The following is a 19,714-nucleotide window of genomic DNA, read 5'->3' on the forward strand; positions in this document are numbered from 1 at the left end:
CCGCCTTGGTCTTTGTCAGATCCTGATCTTTTCGGCTGCGGTCGCTGCGTCGCCGGTGTTCGGTTCACCAGCGGTCTCAATCAACAGAACATGCGCCTCTTCGCGGGCGACCGGGCGGTGTTGGACCCCTTTGGGGACAACATACAGTTCGCCTTCTTTCAGCGGGACATTGCCATTTTCAGTCTCGATGGTGATCTCGCCTTTGACGACCAGAAAGAAATCATCGGTGTCATCATGCTTGTGCCAGGGAAACTCGCCTTTGAGCTTGGCCAGCATGATGTCGTGACCGTTGAAGTCCGCAACGATGCGCGGCGACCAATGTTCGGAGAACAGGGCCAGCTTTTCGGACAGATTGACTTGTGTCGGGCTCATTCGGGGCCTCCAGTTTTGGCATCATCAAGAACAGCATGCACCGAGTTGGAGCGCGGTTGCCAGAAGCCGCGGGTGATCGCATCGCGGAATTTGGCCAGCAGTTCGTCATAGCCATAGCGGTTGTTGGCGACGAGAAAGTCACGCACGTCATCGTTTTCGACGAATGCCTCAAAGGCGAGATCGAAGTGGTGGCTTTTGACGGCGCCGGTGGTGGCGGCGAAGGCGAACATGTAATCGACCGTGGCGATGATTTCGAAGGCGCCCTTGTAGCCGTGACGCCTGACCCCATCGATCCATTTCGGGTTGGCGACACGGGACCGCATGACGCGTGAGATTTCCTCATCGAGCGTGCGGGTGAGCGGGCGTTCGGGACGCGAATGGTCGTTGTGGTAGGTCGCGGGCTTGCGGCCCGTCAACGCCTCTGCGGTGGCCGTCAGCCCGCCCTCGAACTGGTAATAATCATCGGAATCGAGCAGATCGTGCTCGCGGTTATCCTGATTGTGGACAACAGCCTCAATGTCACCAAGCCGCGCCTTCAGCCGATCGCGCTCCGGGGTGCCGCTGGCGTGGGCGCCATAGGCGTACTGACCCCAATTGAGGAAGGCTTCGGCGATATCGCCCTTGGTCGACCAATTGCCGGAATCCATCAGCCCCTGAAGGCCTGCGCCATAGGCGCCAGGCTTTGAGCCGAAGATGCGGTGGCCGGCGGCGAGAGCGGCCTGCTCTTCGCTTTGGCCATCCTTCATCAGCCCCAATGCATCGGTTCGCATGCGCGCAGCGATGGGGTTTTGATCTTCGGGTTCATCGAGTGCGCCGATAGCACGGACAGCCTTGTCGAACAGCGCGATCTGCGCCGGGAACGCATCGCGGAAAAACCCGGAAATGCGCAGGGTCACATCGACGCGCGGGCGGCCGAGTTTCGCCATCGGGATGATCTCGTAGCCGGAGACGCGCAGCGAGCTCGGATCCCATTTCGGCTTTGCGCCAATCAGCGCCAGCGCCTGGGCGATATCATCGCCGCCGGTGCGCATGTTGGCGGTGCCCCAGACCGACAGCGCGATCGAGCGCAGATAGGTGCCGTTATCCTGCATGTGCCGGAGGACGAGGTTTTCTGCAGATTTGCGGCCCAGTTCCCATGCCGTCTGGGTGGGCACGGCGCGATTGTCGACCGAATAGAAGTTGCGCCCTGTCGGCAGGACATCGAGCCGGCCGCGCGATGGTGCGCCGGACGGACCGGGGGCGACGAATCTGCCATCAAGACCATCGAGGAGAGCTTTGATCTCGTTGGGACCGGACGCGGCGAGACGCGGACGCACAATGGTCTCGAGCGTCTCAAGGACAGCGCGCGTTGCACCCCACTCGGCATCCGGCAGGCGCTCGCCACTGACCAGTTCGCCAGCCAGCGCTTCGAGCGCCTCGACAGCATCGCCAAGGGTTCGGCAGGGCGTGGCATTGACCGCGGGGCCCGACCATTGCCGCGACAGGATTGCCGTCAGCGGATCAAAGCCGAGCTTGAGATCATCGGCGAGAGCGCGGATCAGGCTGGCATCGGCAGCGTTCTCCTCGCCGCGTGGGACGCGGACCATCGCAAGGGCAAGATCGCGCTCCAGCCGTCCGGTCGGCGACTGACCGAAAATGTGGAGGCCATCGCGGATCTGCGCTTCCTTGAGTTCGCACAGGAAATTGTCGATCTCGACCAGCGCGGCATCACCATCGTCGGGCAGTGTAATGTCGCGATCGAGCCGAATGTCACGGGTGAAAGCGAGGATGCGGCGCTTGAGATCGACAAGGCGACGGCGATCCATGCCCGAGGCGGCGTAATACTCGTCGAGCATCGCCTCGAGATCCTTGAGCGGCCCGTAGATTTCGGCGCGGGTGAGCGGCGGCACCAGATGATCGATGATGACAGCGCCGGTGCGGCGCTTGGCCTGCGTGCCCTCGCCCGGATCGTTGACGATGAACGGATACAGATGCGGCAGATGTCCCCACAACGCATCCGGGTAGCTCGCTGCATCGAGCGCGGTAGCCTTGCCCGGCAGCCATTCGAGATTGCCGTGCTTGCCGTTGTGGATGAGCGCGTGGGCGCCGAATTCGTGGTGCAGCCACAAATAGGCGGCGCAATAGGCATGCGGCGGCACGAGGTCTGGATCGTGGTAGCTCGCGGCATCATCACGATCATAGCCGCGTGCCGGCTGCAGCAGGATCGCGACATTGCCAAGGATCAGCAGGGGTAGCTGGAACGCGCCATCGCGCACGAACGGATCGTCTTGCGGCGCGCCCCAACGGGCGGACACCTGCTCGCGGATCGGTGCGGGCAGCGTTGCGAACAGCGCCTGGTAGCGGGCGAGCGAGAGCGGCGCCGGGCTATTGCCGCGGCTTGGTGCGGCGTTGGTGGGGCCGGCTTGCAGGCGCTCGATCAGCGCGTTGCCGGTATCCGGGGTCTTTTCGAGATGATATCCGGCAGTGGCCAGCGCCTTGAGGATTTCGACGCTCGATTGCGGCGCGTCGTAGCCGACCCCGTTGGCGAGGCGGCCATCGCGAATGGGATAATTGGCGAGCACCATCCCGACTTTGCGCCCGGCACGATCCGTAGTGCGCAGGCGCACCCAGTTCGCTGCAAGGGTTGCAGCACGGGCGATGCCGGACGCATCGGGGGCATAGGCGGTGAGCGGGCACTGAGTGCGCTCATGCCAGATGCCTTCGCGTTTGTGACCGACCAGCAGCATGCCGATGCGGCCATCGAGTTCGGGCAACACCACCTGCATCGCCAGATCGCGCGACCCGAGGCCCTGCGTATCCTCTCGCCATTGCGCTTCGGGCCGGTTGTTCTGCAGCAATTGCAGGATTGGTGCATCGGTGCCGGCGAATGGATTGGCCTTGTCGTCAAGATCGGCAAGACCGAGGGCGAAGCCGGTAAGATTGAGAATGACCTGAGGTGGAAACGCCGAAAACGCGCGTTGCACGAAGCGCACGCAGGCGGATTCCTTGAGCGTTGAAATCACCAGAGGCAGCGGCTCGATGCCCTTATCGACCAGCGCTTCGCAGAGTTGGCGCAGCATCGCCGCGCCGCCGCCTTCGAGAAGCGAGCGGTAAAAGAGGATCGGCGCGATGGCACGTGCTGGATCCGGCGAGAAGCTGTTCAGTTCCGGATCAATCGTCCCCTGTTGCCGGTCCCAGTGGCCGAAGCGCGCAAATGCGCTGGGTTGGTCGTCAGCGAGTGCCTTGCCATCGGCGCTCCGGCCAAAGGCATCGAGCAGCGCATCGGCGTTTTCGGGGCCGCCGGCAGTGAACAGCGCATGAAGGCGCGACCAGGTTTCCGGCGGCACGCTCGAGCGCTGCATCAGGATCTGATCGGGGTTGGCATCGCCGGGCAGCAGCACCAGAGCGATATCGTTGTCGGCGCACAGCGTCGTCAGTTCATCGACGCCATACTGGAAATAGGCCGCGCCGCCGAGGAGGCGCAGTACCACCAGCCGCGCGTGGCGCACGGTCTGGTCGAGCCAGAGATCGACCGACATGTTGTGCGTGAGGCGCAGCAGATTGGCGAGGCGGAGGTCCTCCGCCCCAGCGCGGTCGGCAGCATCGGCGAGCATTGCCAGCTCGCTATCCGCCGCCGAGGCGAAGACGATGCGCCCCGGCGCCTGGCCGAGGTCGATCGCCTCGCCTTCCTGCTGCAATGCGCCGGCCTGTGCCGAAAGCAGGTGCATATCAGGCGGCGGCGCGCTCGAGGCTTGCGGTGATCGCGGCACGATCGAGCGGCGATTCCCCAATCACCACCAGCGCGGTTTCGCGTGCCTCGCCGTCTTTCCAGGGACGATCGAAATACGCCGTGACGCGTGGCCCGACGGCCTGAATGGCAAGCCGTGCCGGGGCGCCATCGACAGCGGCGAAGCCCTTGAGACGCAGCACGTCGTGGGTACGAATGGTGTCTTCGATGGTCTTCAGGAGCGCATCCTTGCCGGCGATCTTCTCGATCCTCATCGAGAAGGAGTCGAAATCGTCATGCTCATGCGTGCCATCGCCGTGTTCGAGTTCGTGATGGCTTTCGCGCCCTTCAAGATCGTCCTCGGAGCCGATGCCGAGGCCGAGCAGTGCTACGACATCGACCTGCCCGTTTTCGGCGCGCACGACGCCGGTGCCGGGGCGCAGTTCGGCGCGGACGCGGTTCTCGATGCGGCCGAGATCTTCGACACCAACGAGATCCGCCTTGTTGACGATGACGAGATCTGCGGCGACCAGCTGGTCTTCGAACAACTCGCCGAGCGGGGTTTCATGGTCGAGCATGTCGTCGGCCTGACGCTGTGCATCGACGGCGGCCTCGTTGCTGGCGAAGCGACCTTCGGCGAGCGCCGATGCGTCGACAACGGTGACGACGCCATCAATGGTGACGTGGGCCTTGATCTCGGGCCAGTTGAACGCGCGGATCAGCGGCTGTGGCAGAGCGAGGCCGGAGGTTTCGATGACGATGTGATCGGGCCGGTCCTCACGCTCCAGCAACGCCTTCATCGTCGGCACGAAATCGTCGGCCACGGTGCAGCAGATGCAGCCATTGGCCAGCTCGATCATATCCTCCTCGCGGCAGGTTTCATCACCGCAGCCGGCGAGGATGTCGCGATCGACGCCGATATCGCCGAACTCATTGATGATCAGCGCGATGCGCTTGCCCTTGGCGTTCGCCAGCATGTGGCGGACGAGCGTGGTCTTGCCGGAGCCGAGAAAGCCGGTGATCACCGTGGTTGGAATCTTGCTCATGCGAGGGCTCCCTTGCCGGCATATTGGGTTGCGGTGCGGTCGGCGAACAAATCATTGAGCCGTCCGAATACGAGGCCGAGGACCGCCCAGAAGACCGCAGCAGTGCCCAGCGTATTTGCGGCAAAGGCGGTGGCGAGATGCGCGGGCACTGCGCTTGCCTCCTCAGGAGCGGCAGGCGCCCCGATGACGTGCGGTGCAATGATCAGCAGAGCAGCGACAGCAAACGCCCAGCCGGCACGGGTCTTTGCAAGCAGCAGCAAGGCGGCGCCGGTCATCACGGCGGTTGCGATCCACCAGATCTGGCGCGCCATCAAATCGCCGGCAGGCATGCCGGGAAGCTCTGGCGGCAGGCCATAGGCCGGTGCGAGGGAGAAGACGACAAACCCGGCAGCGCCCCAGACGAGGCCGTTTGCGAAGGTGATCGGCAGGCCGGCAAGCATCGATACCGCGCCAAGAACCAGCGCGAAGCCGGCGGCGACCAGCAAATTGGCGAGAACGGTGTATGCGGTGCGCTCGAAACCATCCTGAGGCGCCCAGTCACCGCCATGATCATGGCCAGCGGTTGTGGCGGCAGCGGCGTCCTCATGCACGTGGCTTGTGCCATCGGCATGCTCGTGAACGACAGCCTCTTCGCCATGCGAATGGCCAGCGCCTTCAAAGCTCTCGGCGTGAAGGATCAGCGGGGTGACACGGAAATGCTGGATGGCCGACGTGAGAAGCCCAGCGCAAAGGGCTGCGAGAACCGCAGCAAAAAACAGATTGCGAAACATTGATGTGTCCCTTGTTCACCCGCTCAGTGGCAGGGAAACCCCATGGCGTGGCGCGTGTCATGCGCACCGTTGTGCAGGCGATAGTCGCCGGCAAAGCCAGCACCGCCCAGCAGCAGAAGGCCCAACATCAGGGCCAATCCGCCAGCGATCAGGCGCTGCGACAGGGAAAGGGAATGAATGGCCACATGGGCCGGAGCATTGGTTGTTGCATCGGTATTCATGGCGACACCCTCCGTGCGCGTGAAGTATCGGGGCCAAAACCCCATCGACGTGCTGGCAGGTCTCCTGGCTCGCGGTGTCTTTGACGCCGTCTCCGCCTTCCCGGCCGAGGCCAGTGGCAAATGGAGGCGACTCACCGCTTACAGTTGCGGGGGCAGCCACGGATTTGGTCCCTGATGGGTACGCCTCACCGTGTTCCCTTTTGATCCCCTTGCCTTTGCAAGCTCGGGGAACCATCACGCCCTTGATGTGCCACCGTCTTCGGTCGCGGTCAATCGCTGCGCGGCACTGGCGACTCTGCGAACCATCCAATACGGTCCGGCAACCCTGACCAACACCGGAGCACAGCGCATGAAGCCGATCACCTTTTCACGCGAGGAGACCAAGGCGATGGTGGCCGACATCCAGGATTATTTCCGTGATGAACTCGACCAGTCGATCGGTGACATTCCGGCGGAGATGCTGATGCGCTTTTTTGCCGAGCGGATCGGGCCGTATTTTTACAATCGCGGGCTGTACGATTCTCAGGGCATCCTGATGAAGCAGATGGATACGCTGACGGATTCCATCTATGGGCTCGAACAAAAGACCGCCTTCGTTCGATAGCACTTGCACGGTGAGGGCGGCGGGAGTGATATCCGCCGCCGCCCCGTTGAGGGCATTGATTCTTCCGGACACCGCATGGGACTGAACTTTCCAACATTGGCCCCAATCGCGCTGCTGATCGCGTCCAATGTCTTCATGACCATCGCCTGGTACGGACACCTCAAGTTCCCGATGGCGCCATTGTGGGTGGCGGTGATGGCGAGCTGGGGACTGGCGCTCGTCGAGTACTGGCTGGCGGTGCCGGCCAATCGCATCGGCTACGGCACCTATTCCGGGTTCGAACTCAAGACGATCCAGGAAGTCATCTCGCTGAGCGTTTTCGTGCTGTTCGCCGTGAGCTTTCTCGGCGAACGCTTCACCTTTAATCACCTTGTCGGCTTTGCACTGATCGCGCTCGGGGCCTTCTTCATATTCAAAGGCCCGTTTCGCTGACTCACTCGGTTGGTGTGAGACACTCGACCAGGGACCCGGCCAAGCCCTGGAGCAGCTGATTGTAGAGGTCCGCGCCGGGCGTCAGGGTGCCGCCTTCGGGGTCGAGAACGCCGGTGCGCGCATCAGTGCCCTCGACGATCGCATCGACAATGGCCGGCTCGAACTGCGGCTCTGCAAACACGCAGGTGGCCCCAAGATCCTGCACCCGATCGCGCAGCTCACCAATGCGACGGGCGCCCGGCATCACCTCGGGTGACACGGTGATCGATCCGGCAACGGTCAGGCCAAACTGCTGCTCGAAATACTGATAAGCGTCGTGAAAGACGATAAAGGGGCGATCGGCCACCGGCGCGAGCTGCGCAGCGAGTTCAGTTTCATGCTGTTCGAGCTGTGCCGTTCCGGCCTCGGCATTGGCGCGATAGGTCTCGGCATTTTCCGGGTCGACGTCTGCCAATGTGTCGGCGATCGCGGTCAGCATCACCGCTGCGTTGTCTGGATCCAGCCAGACGTGCATGTCCATGCTGCCGTGCTGATGATCGTGGCCCTCGTGTTCATGGGCGTGGTCATGCTCTTCATGTTCATGCTCATCGTGGTCATGCTCTTCGTGCTCGTGCGCATGGTCATCGTGATCTTCTGCGTAATGGTGATCCTCGGCATGATCATGGTCTTCGGCGTGATCATGGTCATCATCGCCATGCTCGTGGGCATGGTCGCCATGGTCGTGCGCCTCACCGTGATGCTGGTGCGCCTCGAACGAGCCGCCCTCGCGCACCGGCAGTAGCGCAATACCGTCGACTTCCGACAACTCTACCGAAACCGCGTCACCGGCGAGCGTTTCAAGCGCATCGACGAGGAACATTTCGAGCCCCTCGCCCGTCCAGAAGACGACGTCCGCTGCCTCGAGCGACTGTGCATCGGAGGGGGTGAGCGCGTAGGTGTGGGGCGATGCGGCGCCATCAAGCAGCAGATCGGGCTCTGCCACACCATTCATGACCAGCGAGACCAGCGCGTGCACCGGCTTGATCGAGGCGACGACATTGGGCGCGGCGGATGCCGGGGCGACGAGTGCCGACGCCGCGAGCAGTGTAGCGATAGAACGGGAGAACTGCATGGAGACCCTATCTGCTATGTTATGACATTACGGTGTTGCGGCGTTATGCTATAACCCTTATCTAGCCGTCAACGGCTTTCGACAGGTGAATATCCAGATGCGCGAACTCGATGGAGCATCCAACCAACTGGTGCGGCTGAACGGCGTGGCGGTCGCGCGCGGCCGTCGAACGTTGGTTAGCGGCATCGATCTGAGCATTGCACGCGGTGAGATCGTGACGTTGATCGGCCCCAATGGATCGGGCAAGTCGACAACTGCCAAAGTCGTGACCGGCGTACTGCGTGCCAGCCGTGGGCAGGTGTGGCGCAAGCCGGGTCTCAGGATCGGCTATGTGCCGCAGAAGCTCAGCATTGACTGGACTCTGCCGCTGACGGTCGAGCGACTGGTAACGCTGACTGCGGCCTTTGCACCGCATGAAGTTGAGGCGGCTCTTAGGGCCGTGGGTGCCGCTCACCTGAAGCGCGCGGCCGTGCAGGATCTCTCCGGCGGCGAGTTCCAGCGCGTGCTGTTCGCCCGTGCGATGATACGGAAGCCAGACCTGCTGGTGCTGGATGAGCCGGTCCAGGGGGTCGATTTCGCAGGTGAAATTGCGCTTTATGAACTGATCCGCGAGATCCGCGACACGACGGGCTGCGGCATATTGATGATCAGCCACGACCTGCACGTGGTGATGGCGGAAACAGACACCGTGCTGTGCCTCAATGGCCATGTCTGCTGCCGCGGAACGCCCGATACAGTGAAGGCAAGCCCGGAATATCGCCAATTGTTCGGTGCGCGGGCGGCGGAAACGCTGGCGATCTACCAGCACGACCACTCTCATGATCATGGTCATCACCATCACGAGCACGCGGAGGTTGATGCCGATGTTCGGTGATTTCTTCTCACGTGCGCTGATAGCCGGCATTGGGCTTGCCGCAGTGGCTGGCCCTCTCGGCTGCTTCGTGGTCTGGCGGCGCATGGCCTATTTCGGTGATACCATGGCGCACTCTGCCCTACTCGGGGTGGCGCTTTCATTCCTGCTGTCGATAAACGTGACACTTGGCGTGTTCGGGGTAGCAGCGCTTGTGGCGGCGAGCCTGATCCTGCTGCAGCGCCAGGCAAGCTTGTCGACCGATGCCCTCCTGGGAATTCTCTCACATTCAACGCTTGCAGTGGGATTGGTACTGGTGGGATTCCTCACCAATATACGGATCGACCTGATGGGATTCCTGTTCGGTGATCTGCTTGCCGTATCGAGCACCGACATGTTCATTATCTACGGCGGCGGCGTGGGGATTCTCGCCATGCTGGTGATGTTCTGGCGGCCGCTCCTCGCGGCAACCGTCAGCCCCGAGCTGGCGGAAGCCGAAGGTCTGCGCCCCGAAGCGAGCCGCATCGTACTGATGCTGTTGATGGCAATGGTGATCGCCATCTCTATGAAGCTCGTTGGCGTGCTGCTGATCACATCGCTTCTGATTATCCCGGCGGCGACGGCACGTCGGTTGAGCCGCACACCCGAGGCGATGGCGGCGATTTCCGCGGCTCTCGGCGTCCTCGCGGTAATCGGTGGTCTCTATGGCTCATTAAGTTTGGACACCGCGTCCGGACCGTCCATTGTGGTCGCTGCCCTGATGCTTTTCGTGTTATCTTTGTTGGTGCCGGCTGAACGTCTTGTCGGCGGAAAGGGACTTGATGGCACACACACATGATGGCGCACACGACCTGACCCGCAATCAGTCTCTGGTGCTGGAAACCCTCAACGCTCAACCCTCTCCATTAAGTGCCTACGACATCCTCGACCGGCTTCGCGGTGCCGGACTGAGGGCACCGCTGCAGGTCTATCGGGCGCTCGACAAGCTTGTTGCGATGGGGCTGGCGCACCGCCTCGAGTCGCTCAATGCGTTCGTCGCCTGCGCCGATGCGCAGTGCCACCGCAAGGGGCTGATCGGGTTTGCGATCTGCGAGAATTGCGGGCGCGTCGACGAATTCGCCGATGAGGTCATCGAGACTCAGCTTGGCACATGGGCCGACCGCACGGGCTTTTCGATCAAGCAGACGACGATGGAAATTCGTGGCCGCTGCGCACTGTGCCGTGAGGCGGCCTAGGCTTCGCGGCTCAATAGATGGATGGCTGCGGCGCCATAAAGCCTGCGGTCTTCGAGACGAAACCCTGTTGGCGCATCGATCTCGGCTTCACTCGCTTCTTCGAGAACGACGGTGCAATCTGGTGCGCACCAATCTCCCTCAAGCAGCCCTGTTAGCGCCTTCTCGCCCAACCCCTGACCATAGGGCGGATCGAGAAAGATCAAGTCGAACGGCTTGATCGAGCCGCGCGGACCGAGTGACGTGGCATCGCGGCGCAGCAGCTTGGCAATCCCCGCAATGCCGAACGCTTCAATATGATCGCGAATGAGGCCACGCGCTTCGGCACCGGTATCGACGAAAATCGCAGCCGCCGCGCCACGGGAAAGCGCCTCGAGCCCGAGGGCACCGGTTCCCGCGAACAGGTCCAGCACCCGCACCCCGTCAAACGCTGGGCCGAGGCGGGACGACAGAATGTTGAAGACGCTCTCTCGTACCCGGTCCGCCGTGGGGCGAATCGACTGATCGCTTGGTGTCTTGAGCTGTTTGCCGCGAAACCGGCCGCCTACAATGCGCATCAAGAGTTAGCGGCGCGGGCCGCGTGTCTTGTCGCCACCACTCCTCGGCGGACCAGAGCGTCCGCCCGGACCGCCGCGTCCGCCAGAGCCGCCACGGCCTGGGGGGCCGCCACGGGAGGGTGCATTGCCGCGCGCCGGAGCACCGCCACGCGAGGGACCGCTACCGCGCTGCTGCGGGCCGCCATCACTGCGCTGGGGCCGATCATTGCGGGACGGGCCGCCACCTGAACGAGAGAACTTGCCTTCGGGGCGTCCGCGATTGCCGGGCGGACGCTCACGCGTGTCTTCGGATCGGACGGTCGGTGACTTAACTTGGCCGGGCCCGCGGCCCCGACGTTCGTCGCGGTCGCCAGTACGCGGCTTGAAGCTGCGCGGTGCGTCATCGCGCGGACCACGTTTCGGGCCGCGGTCAGGGCGTTCGGGCCGATCTCGTGACGGCGCATCATCGCGTTGATTAAAGCGGGGACGGCGCGGCGCGTCTTCACCTGCGCCCGGCGCACGGCGGCCACGCGCGGGGCGATTGTCGTCATCGCGCATGCGATCGCCGCGCCAGGGGCGCATCTGCCGCCCGTCCGCCTGACCACCGCCTTCACTGTCGCGCCGGTAGGGCTTGCGTGGAGGACGAGCATCACCTGGACGCTGGTCAGGACGCGCCTCAGCGGGCTTGCCATCGCGTCGACGATCGCCACCGCGGGCGGGACGATCCTTATCGCCGCGCGCAGGCCGGGGGGTGAACTCGCCCTGGCTGCCATCCTCAAAGTGGATACGACGAGGCGGGGCTGTTTCCCCCTCATCGCGGAACCGGGTTCCACGGCGGGTCTCCGGACGCCCTGCAAAAGCATCGCGATCGCCGCGGGTCTTGTGGTGCGGTACGTGCCGGCCTGGACGGTCATCGCCGTGACGGCTTGGTCGGTCACCGCCGCGCGCGGGTGGCCGCGACCGGGCTGGCTCAGGCATGTCGCTTTCGAAATCGGCGCCAGAGGCTTCGGCAAGCCGTGCGCCGAGCTGGTCACGAAGCACACGCGCCTTGACCGTTTCGACGGAGCCCGGTGCGATCTCGCCAAGCTGGAATGGCCCGTAACTGACACGGATCAGCCGGTTGACCGTCAGGCCAAGCGCCTCGAGAACGTTACGCACTTCGCGGTTCTTGCCTTCGCGCAAGGCCAGCGTCAGCCAGACATTGGTGCCCTGCTCACGTTCGAGCGTCGCCTCGATCTCGCCATAGCGGATGCCATCAACATCGATACCGTTCTTGAGGCTGTCGAGATCCGCCTGGTTGACCCGGCCGTGCGCCCGAACACGATAGCGCCGCAACCAGCCGGTCTCGGGCAATTCCAACACCCGCTTCAAGCCGCCATCATTGGTCAGCAGCAAAAGGCCTTCGGTATTGATATCGAGACGGCCAACGCTAAGGACGCGGGGCAGCCCGAGATCTTCCACGGCTTCGAAGACCGTCTGGCGACCCTCGGGATCCTTTTCAGTCACCACGAGACCAGCAGGCTTGTGGTAGAGCCATAGCCGCGTACCCTGGCGCGCGGCCAAGGGCGCGCCGTCGACCGTAACCTTGTCGCGCTCGGTGACGTTGAAAGCCGGCGTCAGCACTTTCTTGCCATTGACCGAGACGCGCCCTGCCTGAATCCAGTTTTCGGCATCGCGCCGGGAGCAGAGGCCAGAGCGGGCGATCACCTTTGCGAGGCGGTCGCCTGCAGACGGTGCGGTACGGCTATCAGTCATTGAAGTGCCTTTACATGCGGAGCCAGCAGGCGGCGCAAAGCTGTGTTGTGGGGCAAGCGGGCGTACTGCCCGCTTCACCCCTATGCCATCGAAGTGGCCTAGAGGCCGGAGCCGATCATATTGGTCCCGAGCATGCCACCGCCGGAGCCGGCAATACCCGGTCCTGCATCGCGCACGGCATTGCGCACTTCGCTCGGGCAGCGATTGTCATCGAGCGGTACAAGTTCACCCTGTGCAGTGCGGCAGACCATGTTGCGGCCGCCGACAACGGTAAAATAGCGCTCGGGCGGCAGATAGAGCGGGCGCTCGCCCTGGGCGCTGACGTTCATGCCGGCAGCGGTCATGCGAGCGGTGAGCGTACGCGCCTCTTCTTCCGTCAGAGGACGGCCGGAGAACGAGCGCAGATCGACCACGCGGGCATTTCTGAGATTCTGGATATCTGCCTCGCTGAGGCCTGCAGTATTGATCTGAGCGGTGTCGCGATTCTCCGGCAGGGATTGCGCGACGGACTGGCTGGGCTGCGGCAGGGACTGCATGTCACGCGGTAGCGCGAGCGGCGCGCGCGGCTGCGGATCGGCCTTCTCATCGCCCTTGGGAACGAGGCCGAGCCCCTGAGCCGTCGAGGTCATGACCTCGCGCTCGAAGGTGCCGACATCGGTGAGGGCGTTCGTTCCTTCGACGGTCGTACAGGCTGCCAGCGCGCCAACAAGCAACATGCCGCACACGGCATGCCCGGCGCGCCGTGCGGACACTGCGATTGCAGGCAGGATCGGGGCCATTCCGGCCGGCTTGGCAATCCTCATGTAGCGTCCTCTTGGATTAGGCTTGGTGCTTATAACGTATCGGGCGCGGTAAAACCAGATTCTGGCAGCATTGCGTTCACGTCTTCTTACTGGCGCCGATCCCGAACAGATCGAGGATCAGCAGCAACACACCGAGCGTGATGGCGACATCGGCAATGTTGAAGATGTAGAACGACCAGCCCTGCCAGTGAAAGTGAAAGAAATCCGCCACGGCGCCATAGATCAGCCGATCGAGCGCATTGGACAGGGCCCCGCCAATACAGAGGGCCAGGCCGGCCCGGATCAGCATCGTATCAGCGCGCCACCACCAGATGGCGAGCGCGATCATCGCTACCAGCATGATAAGGCTGACGAGCCAGACCGGCAGATCGCCAAGCAGCCCGTAAGAGACGCCGGTGTTCCAGACGAGGACATAATCGAAGAAGCTGGTGACGGTAACGATTTCGCCACCGCGCCAGCCAGTCATCTGAAGCGGAGTGTAGGGCGCGATCGGGGTGATGCAGCGCGCCGCGCCCATCCCGATGCAGTCGGCGGCAACCTGAATGTGCTTGTGTGCCCTATCGAGGCCGAACGCCAGAACGGCCAGCATAAGCGACACCAGCACCGAGGCGTTAAGCCGCGGCGCCGGTGTTGGAGTTTCGCCGCTCAACTGGGCAGGCCCGCCGCCCGGCGCTCGCGCAGGGCCTGAGCATCGCGTGGAGTGACGTCCGGGTATTCGGCATCGCTGCCGACATCCTCGGAAACCTTCCAGGACCGAGCGCAGCGCCGTCCTTCGGCCAATGCCGGGACAACCGTCACGCCAGGCACCTCATCGAGCCTGAAGCCCTCGGCCGGCCCTTCACCCTCGATGAACACGATGCCCGAAGTGATGACGATATCGGCCATGTCATGACCATCCAGGGCCGCCATCAGCGTGGGGTCGGCGATGTAGACCTTCGGGGCGGCTTCGAGCGAAGCGCCAATACGCTTTTCGCGCCGCTCGATCTCGAGCGCGCCGGTGACCACACGGCGTACAGCACGGATTTTCTGCCACTTGGCGGCAAGCGCATCGTCGCGCCAGTCGCCGGGGACATTCGGGAACAGGCGCAAATGCACGGAGGAATCATCCTCGGGGTGCCGCTCCAGCCACACCTCTTCCATGGTGAAGACCAGGATCGGGGCGAGCCAGGCCGTCAGGCAGTTGAACAGCGTATCGAGAACCGTCAGCGCCGCACGCCGGCGTACCGACGAGATTGGATCGCAATACAGCGCATCCTTGCGGATATCGAAGTAGAAGGCCGACAGCTCGATATTCATGAAGTTCGACAGCGTCGAGACGAGCTTCTTGTAATCGTAGTCGCGGTAAGCCTGGCGAACGGTCTCATCGAGCACCGCCAACCGATGCAGGATCAGCCGCTCAAGCTCCGGCATTTCCGAAGGCTGCACCGCATCCTTGGGATCATAGTGCGCGAGATTGCCCAACAACCAGCGCAGCGTGTTGCGCAGCTTGCGGTAGCTGTCGACGGTCGTCTGGACGATCTGCTTGCCGAGCCGCAGATCTTCCGAATAGTCAGAGGATGCGACCCAGAGCCTGAGGATATCAGCGCCATACTGCTTGATGATATCCTGCGGCGCGACCGTATTGCCGAGTGATTTCGACATCTTGCGGCCCTCGCCATCCATGGTGAAGCCATGGGTGAGGACGCTGTCATACGGGGCATGCCCGTTGGTCGCGCAGCTTTCCAAAAGCGATGAGTGGAACCATCCGCGGTGCTGGTCCGAGCCTTCGAGATACATCGAGGCAGGGAATTTCAGGTGCGGCCATTTCTGCTTGTTGCGCAGAACGAAGGAATGGGTCGAGCCCGAGTCGAACCAGACATCGAGGATGTCGGTGACCATCTCGTAATCGTCGACGGAATACTCGTCGGCAAGGAACCGCGCGGCGGCCCCATCGGCGAACCACGCGTCCGCGCCTTCTTCCTCGAAGGCCTGGCCGATGCGGTGATTGACCGTCTCGCTCTTGAGGAGTTCACCAGTCTGCTTATTGACGAAGACGGTGATCGGCACGCCCCAGGCGCGCTGACGCGACAGCACCCAATCGGGCCGGTCCTGCATCATGGCGCGCAGCCGGTTCTGGCCCTGCGGCGGCACGAAGCGTGTCGCATCGATTGCCCTGAGCGCGCGAGTGCGAAGGGTATCGCCCTCGGCACCACCGATATCGCGGTCCATATAGACAAACCATTGCGGCGTGTTGCGATAGATCACCGGCTTCTTCGAGCGCCATGAATGCGGATACTGGTGCTTGAGCCGGCCACGCGCGGCCATTGCACCTGCTTCTGCCAGCGCCGTGATGACGCGCTGATTTGCATCACCCTTCTTGCCGGAATCATCGATCACCCGCGCCCCATCGAGGCCCGGCGCATCCTTGGTGTAGAACCCGGCATCATCGACGCAATATGGGATGTGCGTATCGATGCCGCGCTCTGTCAGTTGCCGGCCATTGGCCATCCATACCTCAAAGTCATCGAGGCCGTGACCGGGCGCCGTGTGCACGAAGCCGGTACCCGCATCATCGGTGACGTGCTCACCAGCCAGCAGCGGCACTTCGAACTCATAGCCACCGGCGAGCCCGCGCAGCGGATGGCTGCACGAGGTGATGTTTGCCGGATCGACATCGCCGATGCGCACAAATTTGTCGACGCGCGCCTTCGAAAACACTTCTTTGGCGAGAGCGTCTGCGATGATGTATTTCTCGCCGCGCGCCGCCCAGTTGCCATCCGGGGCCTCGGCGACCTCGTAAAGCCCGTAGTCGATGCGGGGTGAATAGCTGATAGCGCGGTTGGCAGGTATGGTCCACGGCGTCGTGGTCCAGATCAGGACCGACGCGTTGAGATCATGAAAGGCGCCCGAGCTGATATCGCCGCCGCCTGAGCGAACCGGAAACTTCACCCAGATCGCGTCCGACTCGTAGTCCTGATATTCGATTTCGGCTTCTGCCAACGCCGTGCGCTCGACCACAGACCACATGACCGGCTTCGAGCCGCGATAAAGCTGGCCAGAACTGGCAACCTTCATCAGCTCGCGCGCGATCTGAGCCTCGGCATCGAAGCTCATGGTGAGATACGGGTTGTCCCACTCGCCGAGAATGCCGAGCCGCTTGAATTCGTCGCGCTGCACATCGACCCAATTGGCGGCGAAGCGGCGGCACTCAGCCCGAAACTCGTTGATCGGCACCTCGTTCTTGTCGAGGCCCTTTGCGCGATACTGTTCCTCGATCTTCCATTCGATCGGCAGACCGTGGCAGTCCCAGCCCGGCACATAGGCCGAGTTGTAGCCGAGCATCTGCATCGAGCGCGAGACAAGATCCTTGAGCGTCTTGTTGAGCGCGTGACCGATATGAATGTTGCCGTTGGCGTAGGGCGGGCCATCATGCAGGGTGAACAGCGGCCTGTCCTTCGCCTGCTCGCGCTGGAGGGCGTAAATGTCCATCTTCTCCCAGCGCTCGAGCCATACAGGCTCCCGCGTCGGCAGGCCGGCACGCATCGGGAAATCAGTCTGGGGCAAAAAGAGCGTGGCCGAATAGTCGGTTTCGCTCGCGACGGTATCGTTCATCTCGGCGGCATCGCTGTCTGGAAAAGTCGCGCGCCTTGTAGCAAGCGCCCGGCCATCGAGCAAAGGGTAATCACAATTGAGCCTTGCCACGAGTTTGACGTTGACGAACGAGCCATGCGGGCGAATTCTCTGTTTGGGAGGGGCGCCGCCAAAAGACGGGCCTTTGAATGAAACACTTTTTAGCGACGTTATTGTGTGCCGGCCTTGCTGCTCTTCCAGCAGCCGCGCAGGAGACAGACGCTACAGATCAATCCGTATTCATCTTCGGCGGCCGCTATCATAGCGGCCACCAAGAAGATATTTTCACGCCGCTCGGACCCTTCGGGTTCGATTACGAGGACAATTACGTCTTCGGCGCCGGATATCAGCAGTTCTTCTACACTATGGGTGATTTGCGGTTCGGCCTCGAGGCCGGCACAGCGATCGGCGTGGGCGATGCGGTGCGGGGCGAGATCTGGGGTGGTGTGGTCGGACGCTATGACGGCATTGATCTCGGTCCGGTAACGGTGTCGCCTGCAGTGACGTTCGGGCTTTCAGCGATAACCAACACGATTGGCATCGAGTCCAATCGCATTGCGCCGGGAGCGGACCCGACACTACTGTTCTACGTCGCGCCCGAGATCAGTGTCTGGCAGAACGACCATCCGGAACTCGAGTACTTCTTCCGCATCCAGCATCGTTCGGGTGCTGGCGGACTGCTCGGAGGCATGGGGGATGGTCACAACGCGGCAGCAATTGGCGTGCGCTACAAGTTTTAAGGCTTTCAACCAAAGAACCCCAGCGACCGGTCGAGCTCTGTAAGCGGCTCGGCTTCCGCCAGAGCCTCTCGGGCACGGCGGCAGTCGCGGTCCATCGCGGCGATCAGTTCATCGAGGCCCGAAAACACTTCCTGCCCGCGCAGATGCGAGACGATCGCCACATCGAGGGTCTTTCCATAAATGTCCTCATCGAAATCGAACAGATGCGTTTCGAACGGGGGCAGCTGGTTGTCGAACATCGGCTTGCCATAGGCCGCAACGCCATCGAAGCGGCGATCTCCCATGCGGGCACGAACGGCATAGACGCCTTGCGCCAAGGAAAAGCCGGGAGCCGTTGCCATGTTTGCGGTGGGATAACCGAGTTCGCGCCCGCGTTGATCGCCTTTGACGATTTCGCCCGAGATGAACCAATGATAGCCGAGGAGGCGATTGGCGGCGGCGACCGCACCTTCGGACAGGGCAGCACGGATGCGCGACGACGAGATCACCTCGTCGCCCTCGTCCATCAATGAAACCGTTTCGACCGTAAAGCCGCGTTGCTCGCCTTCAGCTTGCAGGAAGGTCGGGGTGCCACGGCGCTGACGACCGAAATGAAAATCCTTGCCGACAATCACGCCGGAGACGTTAAGCGCACTCACCAGAAAGTCTTCGACAAAGGCCTCAGCCTCTATCTGGGAGAAGTCACGGGTGAACGGCATGACGATCAGCCCGTCAAGACCGAGCGACCTGGCGAGGCGCGCCTTGGCAGCGGCGCCGGTGAGCCGGAACAGGAACGGACTGGGAGCGAACACATCGCGCGGGTGCGGCTCGAACGTCATCATCAGCGCCGGCACGTTAAGCTCTTTGGCGCAGCGCTTGAGTTTTGACAGCACTGCCTGGTGCCCGCGATGCAGGCCATCGAAATTGCCAATGGCGATTAGGCCACCGCGCGCCTGCTCGGGGATATGATCCAGCCCCTCGAAGTATAAAAACTCAGTCACGGATATCGCGCGCCCGACATGGCTTGAAGCTGGCGGCAACCTGCCCGCTCGCGTCTGTCTTTGCAAGCGGCCAAGCAGCTTACCAGGTCAGCCGCGGGAGGAAGCCGACCATGCGTGCGCGGCTCGGGGCCACCAGCTCGGCGATGGCCGAAGGATCGGGATTGCCGAACGCGTCGAGTTCGGCGGCGTGGATCGAGCCGGTGATGAAGAGCAGATCTGTATCGAATTTGGCGGCGCCGGTGGCGTCGGTTCGCACACTGTCGCCAATCGCCAACACGCGCGATTTTTCAAACGACGTCCCCGCCGCCTGCTCCACCTGGCGAAACGCCTCTTCGTAGATAGGCTGGTAAGGCTTGCCAGCCATCAGCACCGCCCCGCCCATCGCGGCGTAGAGATCGCCAAGCGCGCCGCCGCAATAGACGATGCGGTTGCCATGTTCGACGACGCGATCGGGATTGGCGCAGATCATGGTGAGGTTGCGCGACAGCCAGTATTCGGCACGCTGACGATACATCTCGGGGTTATCGTCATCGGTGTCGAGATCTGTCACGACGACTGCCGTCGCCTCCTCGGCGGGACCGCGGGTGATATCGAGCCCTTCATAAAGCGCGTCGTCTATGGTTTCCGGGCCGACATGGTGAATGACCTTGCCGCTATACTTCGCGATCATCGCGCGGGTGACATCGCCCGAGGAAACAAGGGTGTCGTAAGCCTCGCGTGGAACGCCCATCTCGTCGAGCATTTGCATGATGGGTTCGGCAGGGCGCGGCGCATTGGTGATGAGCCCCACCCTGCCGCCATTCTCGCGGAATTTGACGAGCGCTCCATAGGCCTCGGGGAAGGCGTCGACGCCGTTGTGGATGACTCCCCAGACATCGCTCAACACAGCGTCATAGTTCGGGGCGAGCTCGGAGAGTCCGGAAATCATCAAGGCGATCCTAGGCTTG

Annotated in this window: 19 protein-coding genes and 1 riboswitch; of the genes, 6 read left to right on the forward strand and 13 right to left on the reverse strand. The window is 62.7% G+C overall.

The features are described from left to right. Nucleotides 1-15 precede the first annotated feature (15 nt). Genes IE127_RS14330 through IE127_RS14350 form a run of 5 tightly spaced genes read right to left on the reverse strand, consistent with a single transcriptional unit; the run spans nucleotide 16 to nucleotide 6,115 of the window. A complete protein-coding gene (locus IE127_RS14330; RefSeq protein WP_189426398.1) occupies nucleotides 16-372 on the reverse strand; it encodes a cupin domain-containing protein in 357 nt (118 codons plus the stop codon). Continuing rightward, nucleotides 369-4,079 (reverse strand): cobaltochelatase subunit CobN, encoded by a 3,711-nt coding sequence (gene cobN, locus IE127_RS14335; RefSeq protein WP_189426399.1) that lies wholly within the window; start codon nucleotides 4,077-4,079, stop codon nucleotides 369-371. The genes IE127_RS14330 and cobN overlap by 4 nt, the downstream gene beginning before the upstream one ends. Nucleotide 4,080: 1 nt before the next feature. Continuing rightward, nucleotides 4,081-5,124, reverse strand: coding sequence for a cobalamin biosynthesis protein CobW (gene cobW, locus IE127_RS14340; RefSeq protein WP_189426400.1), 1,044 nt, complete (start codon nucleotides 5,122-5,124; stop codon nucleotides 4,081-4,083). Then, nucleotides 5,121-5,894, reverse strand: coding sequence for a CbtA family protein (locus tag IE127_RS14345; RefSeq protein ID WP_189426401.1), 774 nt, complete (start codon nucleotides 5,892-5,894; stop codon nucleotides 5,121-5,123). Before IE127_RS14345 ends, cobW begins: the two co-directional genes overlap by 4 nt. Nucleotides 5,895-5,917: 23 nt before the next feature. Beyond that, on the reverse strand, nucleotides 5,918-6,115 hold the full coding sequence (locus tag IE127_RS14350) for a CbtB domain-containing protein (protein WP_189426402.1): 198 nt from the start codon (nucleotides 6,113-6,115) through the stop codon (nucleotides 5,918-5,920). 37 nt (nucleotides 6,116-6,152) lie between these two features. Beyond that, nucleotides 6,153-6,366, reverse strand: a riboswitch (cobalamin riboswitch). A gap of 98 nt (nucleotides 6,367-6,464) precedes the next feature. Between IE127_RS14350 and IE127_RS14355 the strand changes: the two genes are divergently transcribed. After that, nucleotides 6,465-6,719, forward strand: coding sequence for a DUF2164 domain-containing protein (locus tag IE127_RS14355; RefSeq protein ID WP_189426403.1), 255 nt, complete (start codon nucleotides 6,465-6,467; stop codon nucleotides 6,717-6,719). Nucleotides 6,720-6,794: 75 nt separating this feature from the next. Beyond that, nucleotides 6,795-7,151 (forward strand): DMT family protein, encoded by a 357-nt coding sequence (locus IE127_RS14360; RefSeq protein WP_189426404.1) that lies wholly within the window; start codon nucleotides 6,795-6,797, stop codon nucleotides 7,149-7,151. A gap of 1 nt (nucleotide 7,152) precedes the next feature. Here the strand turns inward: IE127_RS14360 and IE127_RS14365 are convergent, their stop codons facing one another. Beyond that, nucleotides 7,153-8,262, reverse strand: a complete 1,110-nt coding sequence (locus IE127_RS14365) for a zinc ABC transporter substrate-binding protein (RefSeq protein WP_189426405.1) — start codon at nucleotides 8,260-8,262, stop codon at nucleotides 7,153-7,155. A 97-nt stretch (nucleotides 8,263-8,359) separates the two neighbouring features. On the opposite strand from IE127_RS14365, the gene IE127_RS14370 reads away from it, so the two are divergent. The 3 genes from IE127_RS14370 to IE127_RS14380 are packed head-to-tail and all read left to right on the forward strand — an operon-like array spanning nucleotide 8,360 to nucleotide 10,347. Then, nucleotides 8,360-9,136 carry an ATP-binding cassette domain-containing protein gene (locus tag IE127_RS14370; RefSeq protein WP_189426406.1) on the forward strand — a complete coding sequence of 259 codons (777 nt, stop codon included), beginning with the start codon at nucleotides 8,360-8,362 and terminating at the stop codon, nucleotides 9,134-9,136. Continuing rightward, complete coding sequence (locus IE127_RS14375; RefSeq protein ID WP_189426407.1) at nucleotides 9,126-9,950, forward strand: metal ABC transporter permease; 825 nt, start codon at nucleotides 9,126-9,128, stop codon at nucleotides 9,948-9,950. Before IE127_RS14370 ends, IE127_RS14375 begins: the two co-directional genes overlap by 11 nt. Then, complete coding sequence (locus IE127_RS14380; protein WP_189426408.1) at nucleotides 9,934-10,347, forward strand: Fur family transcriptional regulator; 414 nt, start codon at nucleotides 9,934-9,936, stop codon at nucleotides 10,345-10,347. Before IE127_RS14375 ends, IE127_RS14380 begins: the two co-directional genes overlap by 17 nt. Here the strand turns inward: IE127_RS14380 and rsmD are convergent. From rsmD to ileS, 5 genes are all read right to left on the reverse strand, one after another. Then, nucleotides 10,344-10,901 (reverse strand): 16S rRNA (guanine(966)-N(2))-methyltransferase RsmD, encoded by a 558-nt coding sequence (gene rsmD / locus IE127_RS14385; RefSeq protein ID WP_189426409.1) that lies wholly within the window; start codon nucleotides 10,899-10,901, stop codon nucleotides 10,344-10,346. The genes IE127_RS14380 and rsmD overlap by 4 nt on opposite strands. A 6-nt stretch (nucleotides 10,902-10,907) precedes the next feature. After that, nucleotides 10,908-12,635, reverse strand: coding sequence for a pseudouridine synthase (locus tag IE127_RS14390; protein WP_189426410.1), 1,728 nt, complete (start codon nucleotides 12,633-12,635; stop codon nucleotides 10,908-10,910). Nucleotides 12,636-12,733: 98 nt separating this feature from the next. Continuing rightward, a complete protein-coding gene (locus IE127_RS14395) occupies nucleotides 12,734-13,438 on the reverse strand; it encodes a hypothetical protein (RefSeq protein WP_189426411.1) in 705 nt (234 codons plus the stop codon). 76 nt (nucleotides 13,439-13,514) lie between these two features. Then, nucleotides 13,515-14,087, reverse strand: a complete 573-nt coding sequence (gene lspA / locus IE127_RS14400) for a signal peptidase II (protein ID WP_189426412.1) — start codon at nucleotides 14,085-14,087, stop codon at nucleotides 13,515-13,517. Beyond that, on the reverse strand, nucleotides 14,084-17,029 hold the full coding sequence (gene ileS / locus IE127_RS14405; RefSeq protein ID WP_189426413.1) for an isoleucine--tRNA ligase: 2,946 nt from the start codon (nucleotides 17,027-17,029) through the stop codon (nucleotides 14,084-14,086). The genes lspA and ileS overlap by 4 nt, the downstream gene beginning before the upstream one ends. Before the next feature lie 167 nt (nucleotides 17,030-17,196). Between ileS and IE127_RS14410 the strand changes: the two genes are divergently transcribed. Further along, complete coding sequence (locus tag IE127_RS14410) at nucleotides 17,197-17,787, forward strand: hypothetical protein (protein ID WP_189426414.1); 591 nt, start codon at nucleotides 17,197-17,199, stop codon at nucleotides 17,785-17,787. A 5-nt stretch (nucleotides 17,788-17,792) separates the two neighbouring features. Here the strand turns inward: IE127_RS14410 and IE127_RS14415 are convergent, their stop codons facing one another. Both IE127_RS14415 and IE127_RS14420 read right to left on the reverse strand, forming a co-directional pair. Continuing rightward, entirely contained in the window at nucleotides 17,793-18,767 is a 975-nt protein-coding gene (locus IE127_RS14415; RefSeq protein WP_189426415.1) for a bifunctional riboflavin kinase/FAD synthetase, read from the reverse strand. 79 nt (nucleotides 18,768-18,846) lie between these two features. Then, entirely contained in the window at nucleotides 18,847-19,695 is an 849-nt protein-coding gene (locus IE127_RS14420; protein WP_189426416.1) for a TIGR01459 family HAD-type hydrolase, read from the reverse strand. Between the last annotated feature and the right edge of the window lie 19 nt (nucleotides 19,696-19,714).

Source organism: Devosia pacifica, from assembly GCF_014652635.1.
In the GTDB taxonomy this organism is placed as follows: Bacteria; Pseudomonadota; Alphaproteobacteria; order Rhizobiales; family Devosiaceae; genus Devosia; species Devosia pacifica.

Bases quoted from the DNA above. Each gene is read 5' to 3' on its own strand.
- IE127_RS14395 (WP_189426411.1), bottom strand. From the start codon at position 13,438: ATGAGGATTGCCAAGCCGGCCGGAATGGCCCCGATCCTGCCTGCAATC.
- IE127_RS14390 (WP_189426410.1), bottom strand. From the start codon at position 12,635: ATGACTGATAGCCGTACCGCACCGTCTGCAGGCGACCGCCTCGCAAAG.
- IE127_RS14365 (WP_189426405.1), bottom strand. From the start codon at position 8,262: ATGCAGTTCTCCCGTTCTATCGCTACACTGCTCGCGGCGTCGGCACTC.
- IE127_RS14330 (WP_189426398.1), bottom strand. From the start codon at position 372: ATGAGCCCGACACAAGTCAATCTGTCCGAAAAGCTGGCCCTGTTCTCC.
- IE127_RS14380 (WP_189426408.1), top strand. From the start codon at position 9,934: ATGGCACACACACATGATGGCGCACACGACCTGACCCGCAATCAGTCT.
- IE127_RS14345 (WP_189426401.1), bottom strand. From the start codon at position 5,894: ATGTTTCGCAATCTGTTTTTTGCTGCGGTTCTCGCAGCCCTTTGCGCT.
- cobW (WP_189426400.1), bottom strand. From the start codon at position 5,124: ATGAGCAAGATTCCAACCACGGTGATCACCGGCTTTCTCGGCTCCGGC.
- IE127_RS14370 (WP_189426406.1), top strand. From the start codon at position 8,360: ATGCGCGAACTCGATGGAGCATCCAACCAACTGGTGCGGCTGAACGGC.
- IE127_RS14355 (WP_189426403.1), top strand. From the start codon at position 6,465: ATGAAGCCGATCACCTTTTCACGCGAGGAGACCAAGGCGATGGTGGCC.
- IE127_RS14375 (WP_189426407.1), top strand. From the start codon at position 9,126: ATGTTCGGTGATTTCTTCTCACGTGCGCTGATAGCCGGCATTGGGCTT.
- IE127_RS14350 (WP_189426402.1), bottom strand. From the start codon at position 6,115: ATGAATACCGATGCAACAACCAATGCTCCGGCCCATGTGGCCATTCAT.
- cobN (WP_189426399.1), bottom strand. From the start codon at position 4,079: ATGCACCTGCTTTCGGCACAGGCCGGCGCATTGCAGCAGGAAGGCGAG.
- IE127_RS14360 (WP_189426404.1), top strand. From the start codon at position 6,795: ATGGGACTGAACTTTCCAACATTGGCCCCAATCGCGCTGCTGATCGCG.
- IE127_RS14420 (WP_189426416.1), bottom strand. From the start codon at position 19,695: ATGATTTCCGGACTCTCCGAGCTCGCCCCGAACTATGACGCTGTGTTG.
- ileS (WP_189426413.1), bottom strand. From the start codon at position 17,029: ATGAACGATACCGTCGCGAGCGAAACCGACTATTCGGCCACGCTCTTT.
- rsmD (WP_189426409.1), bottom strand. From the start codon at position 10,901: ATGCGCATTGTAGGCGGCCGGTTTCGCGGCAAACAGCTCAAGACACCA.
- IE127_RS14410 (WP_189426414.1), top strand. From the start codon at position 17,197: ATGAAACACTTTTTAGCGACGTTATTGTGTGCCGGCCTTGCTGCTCTT.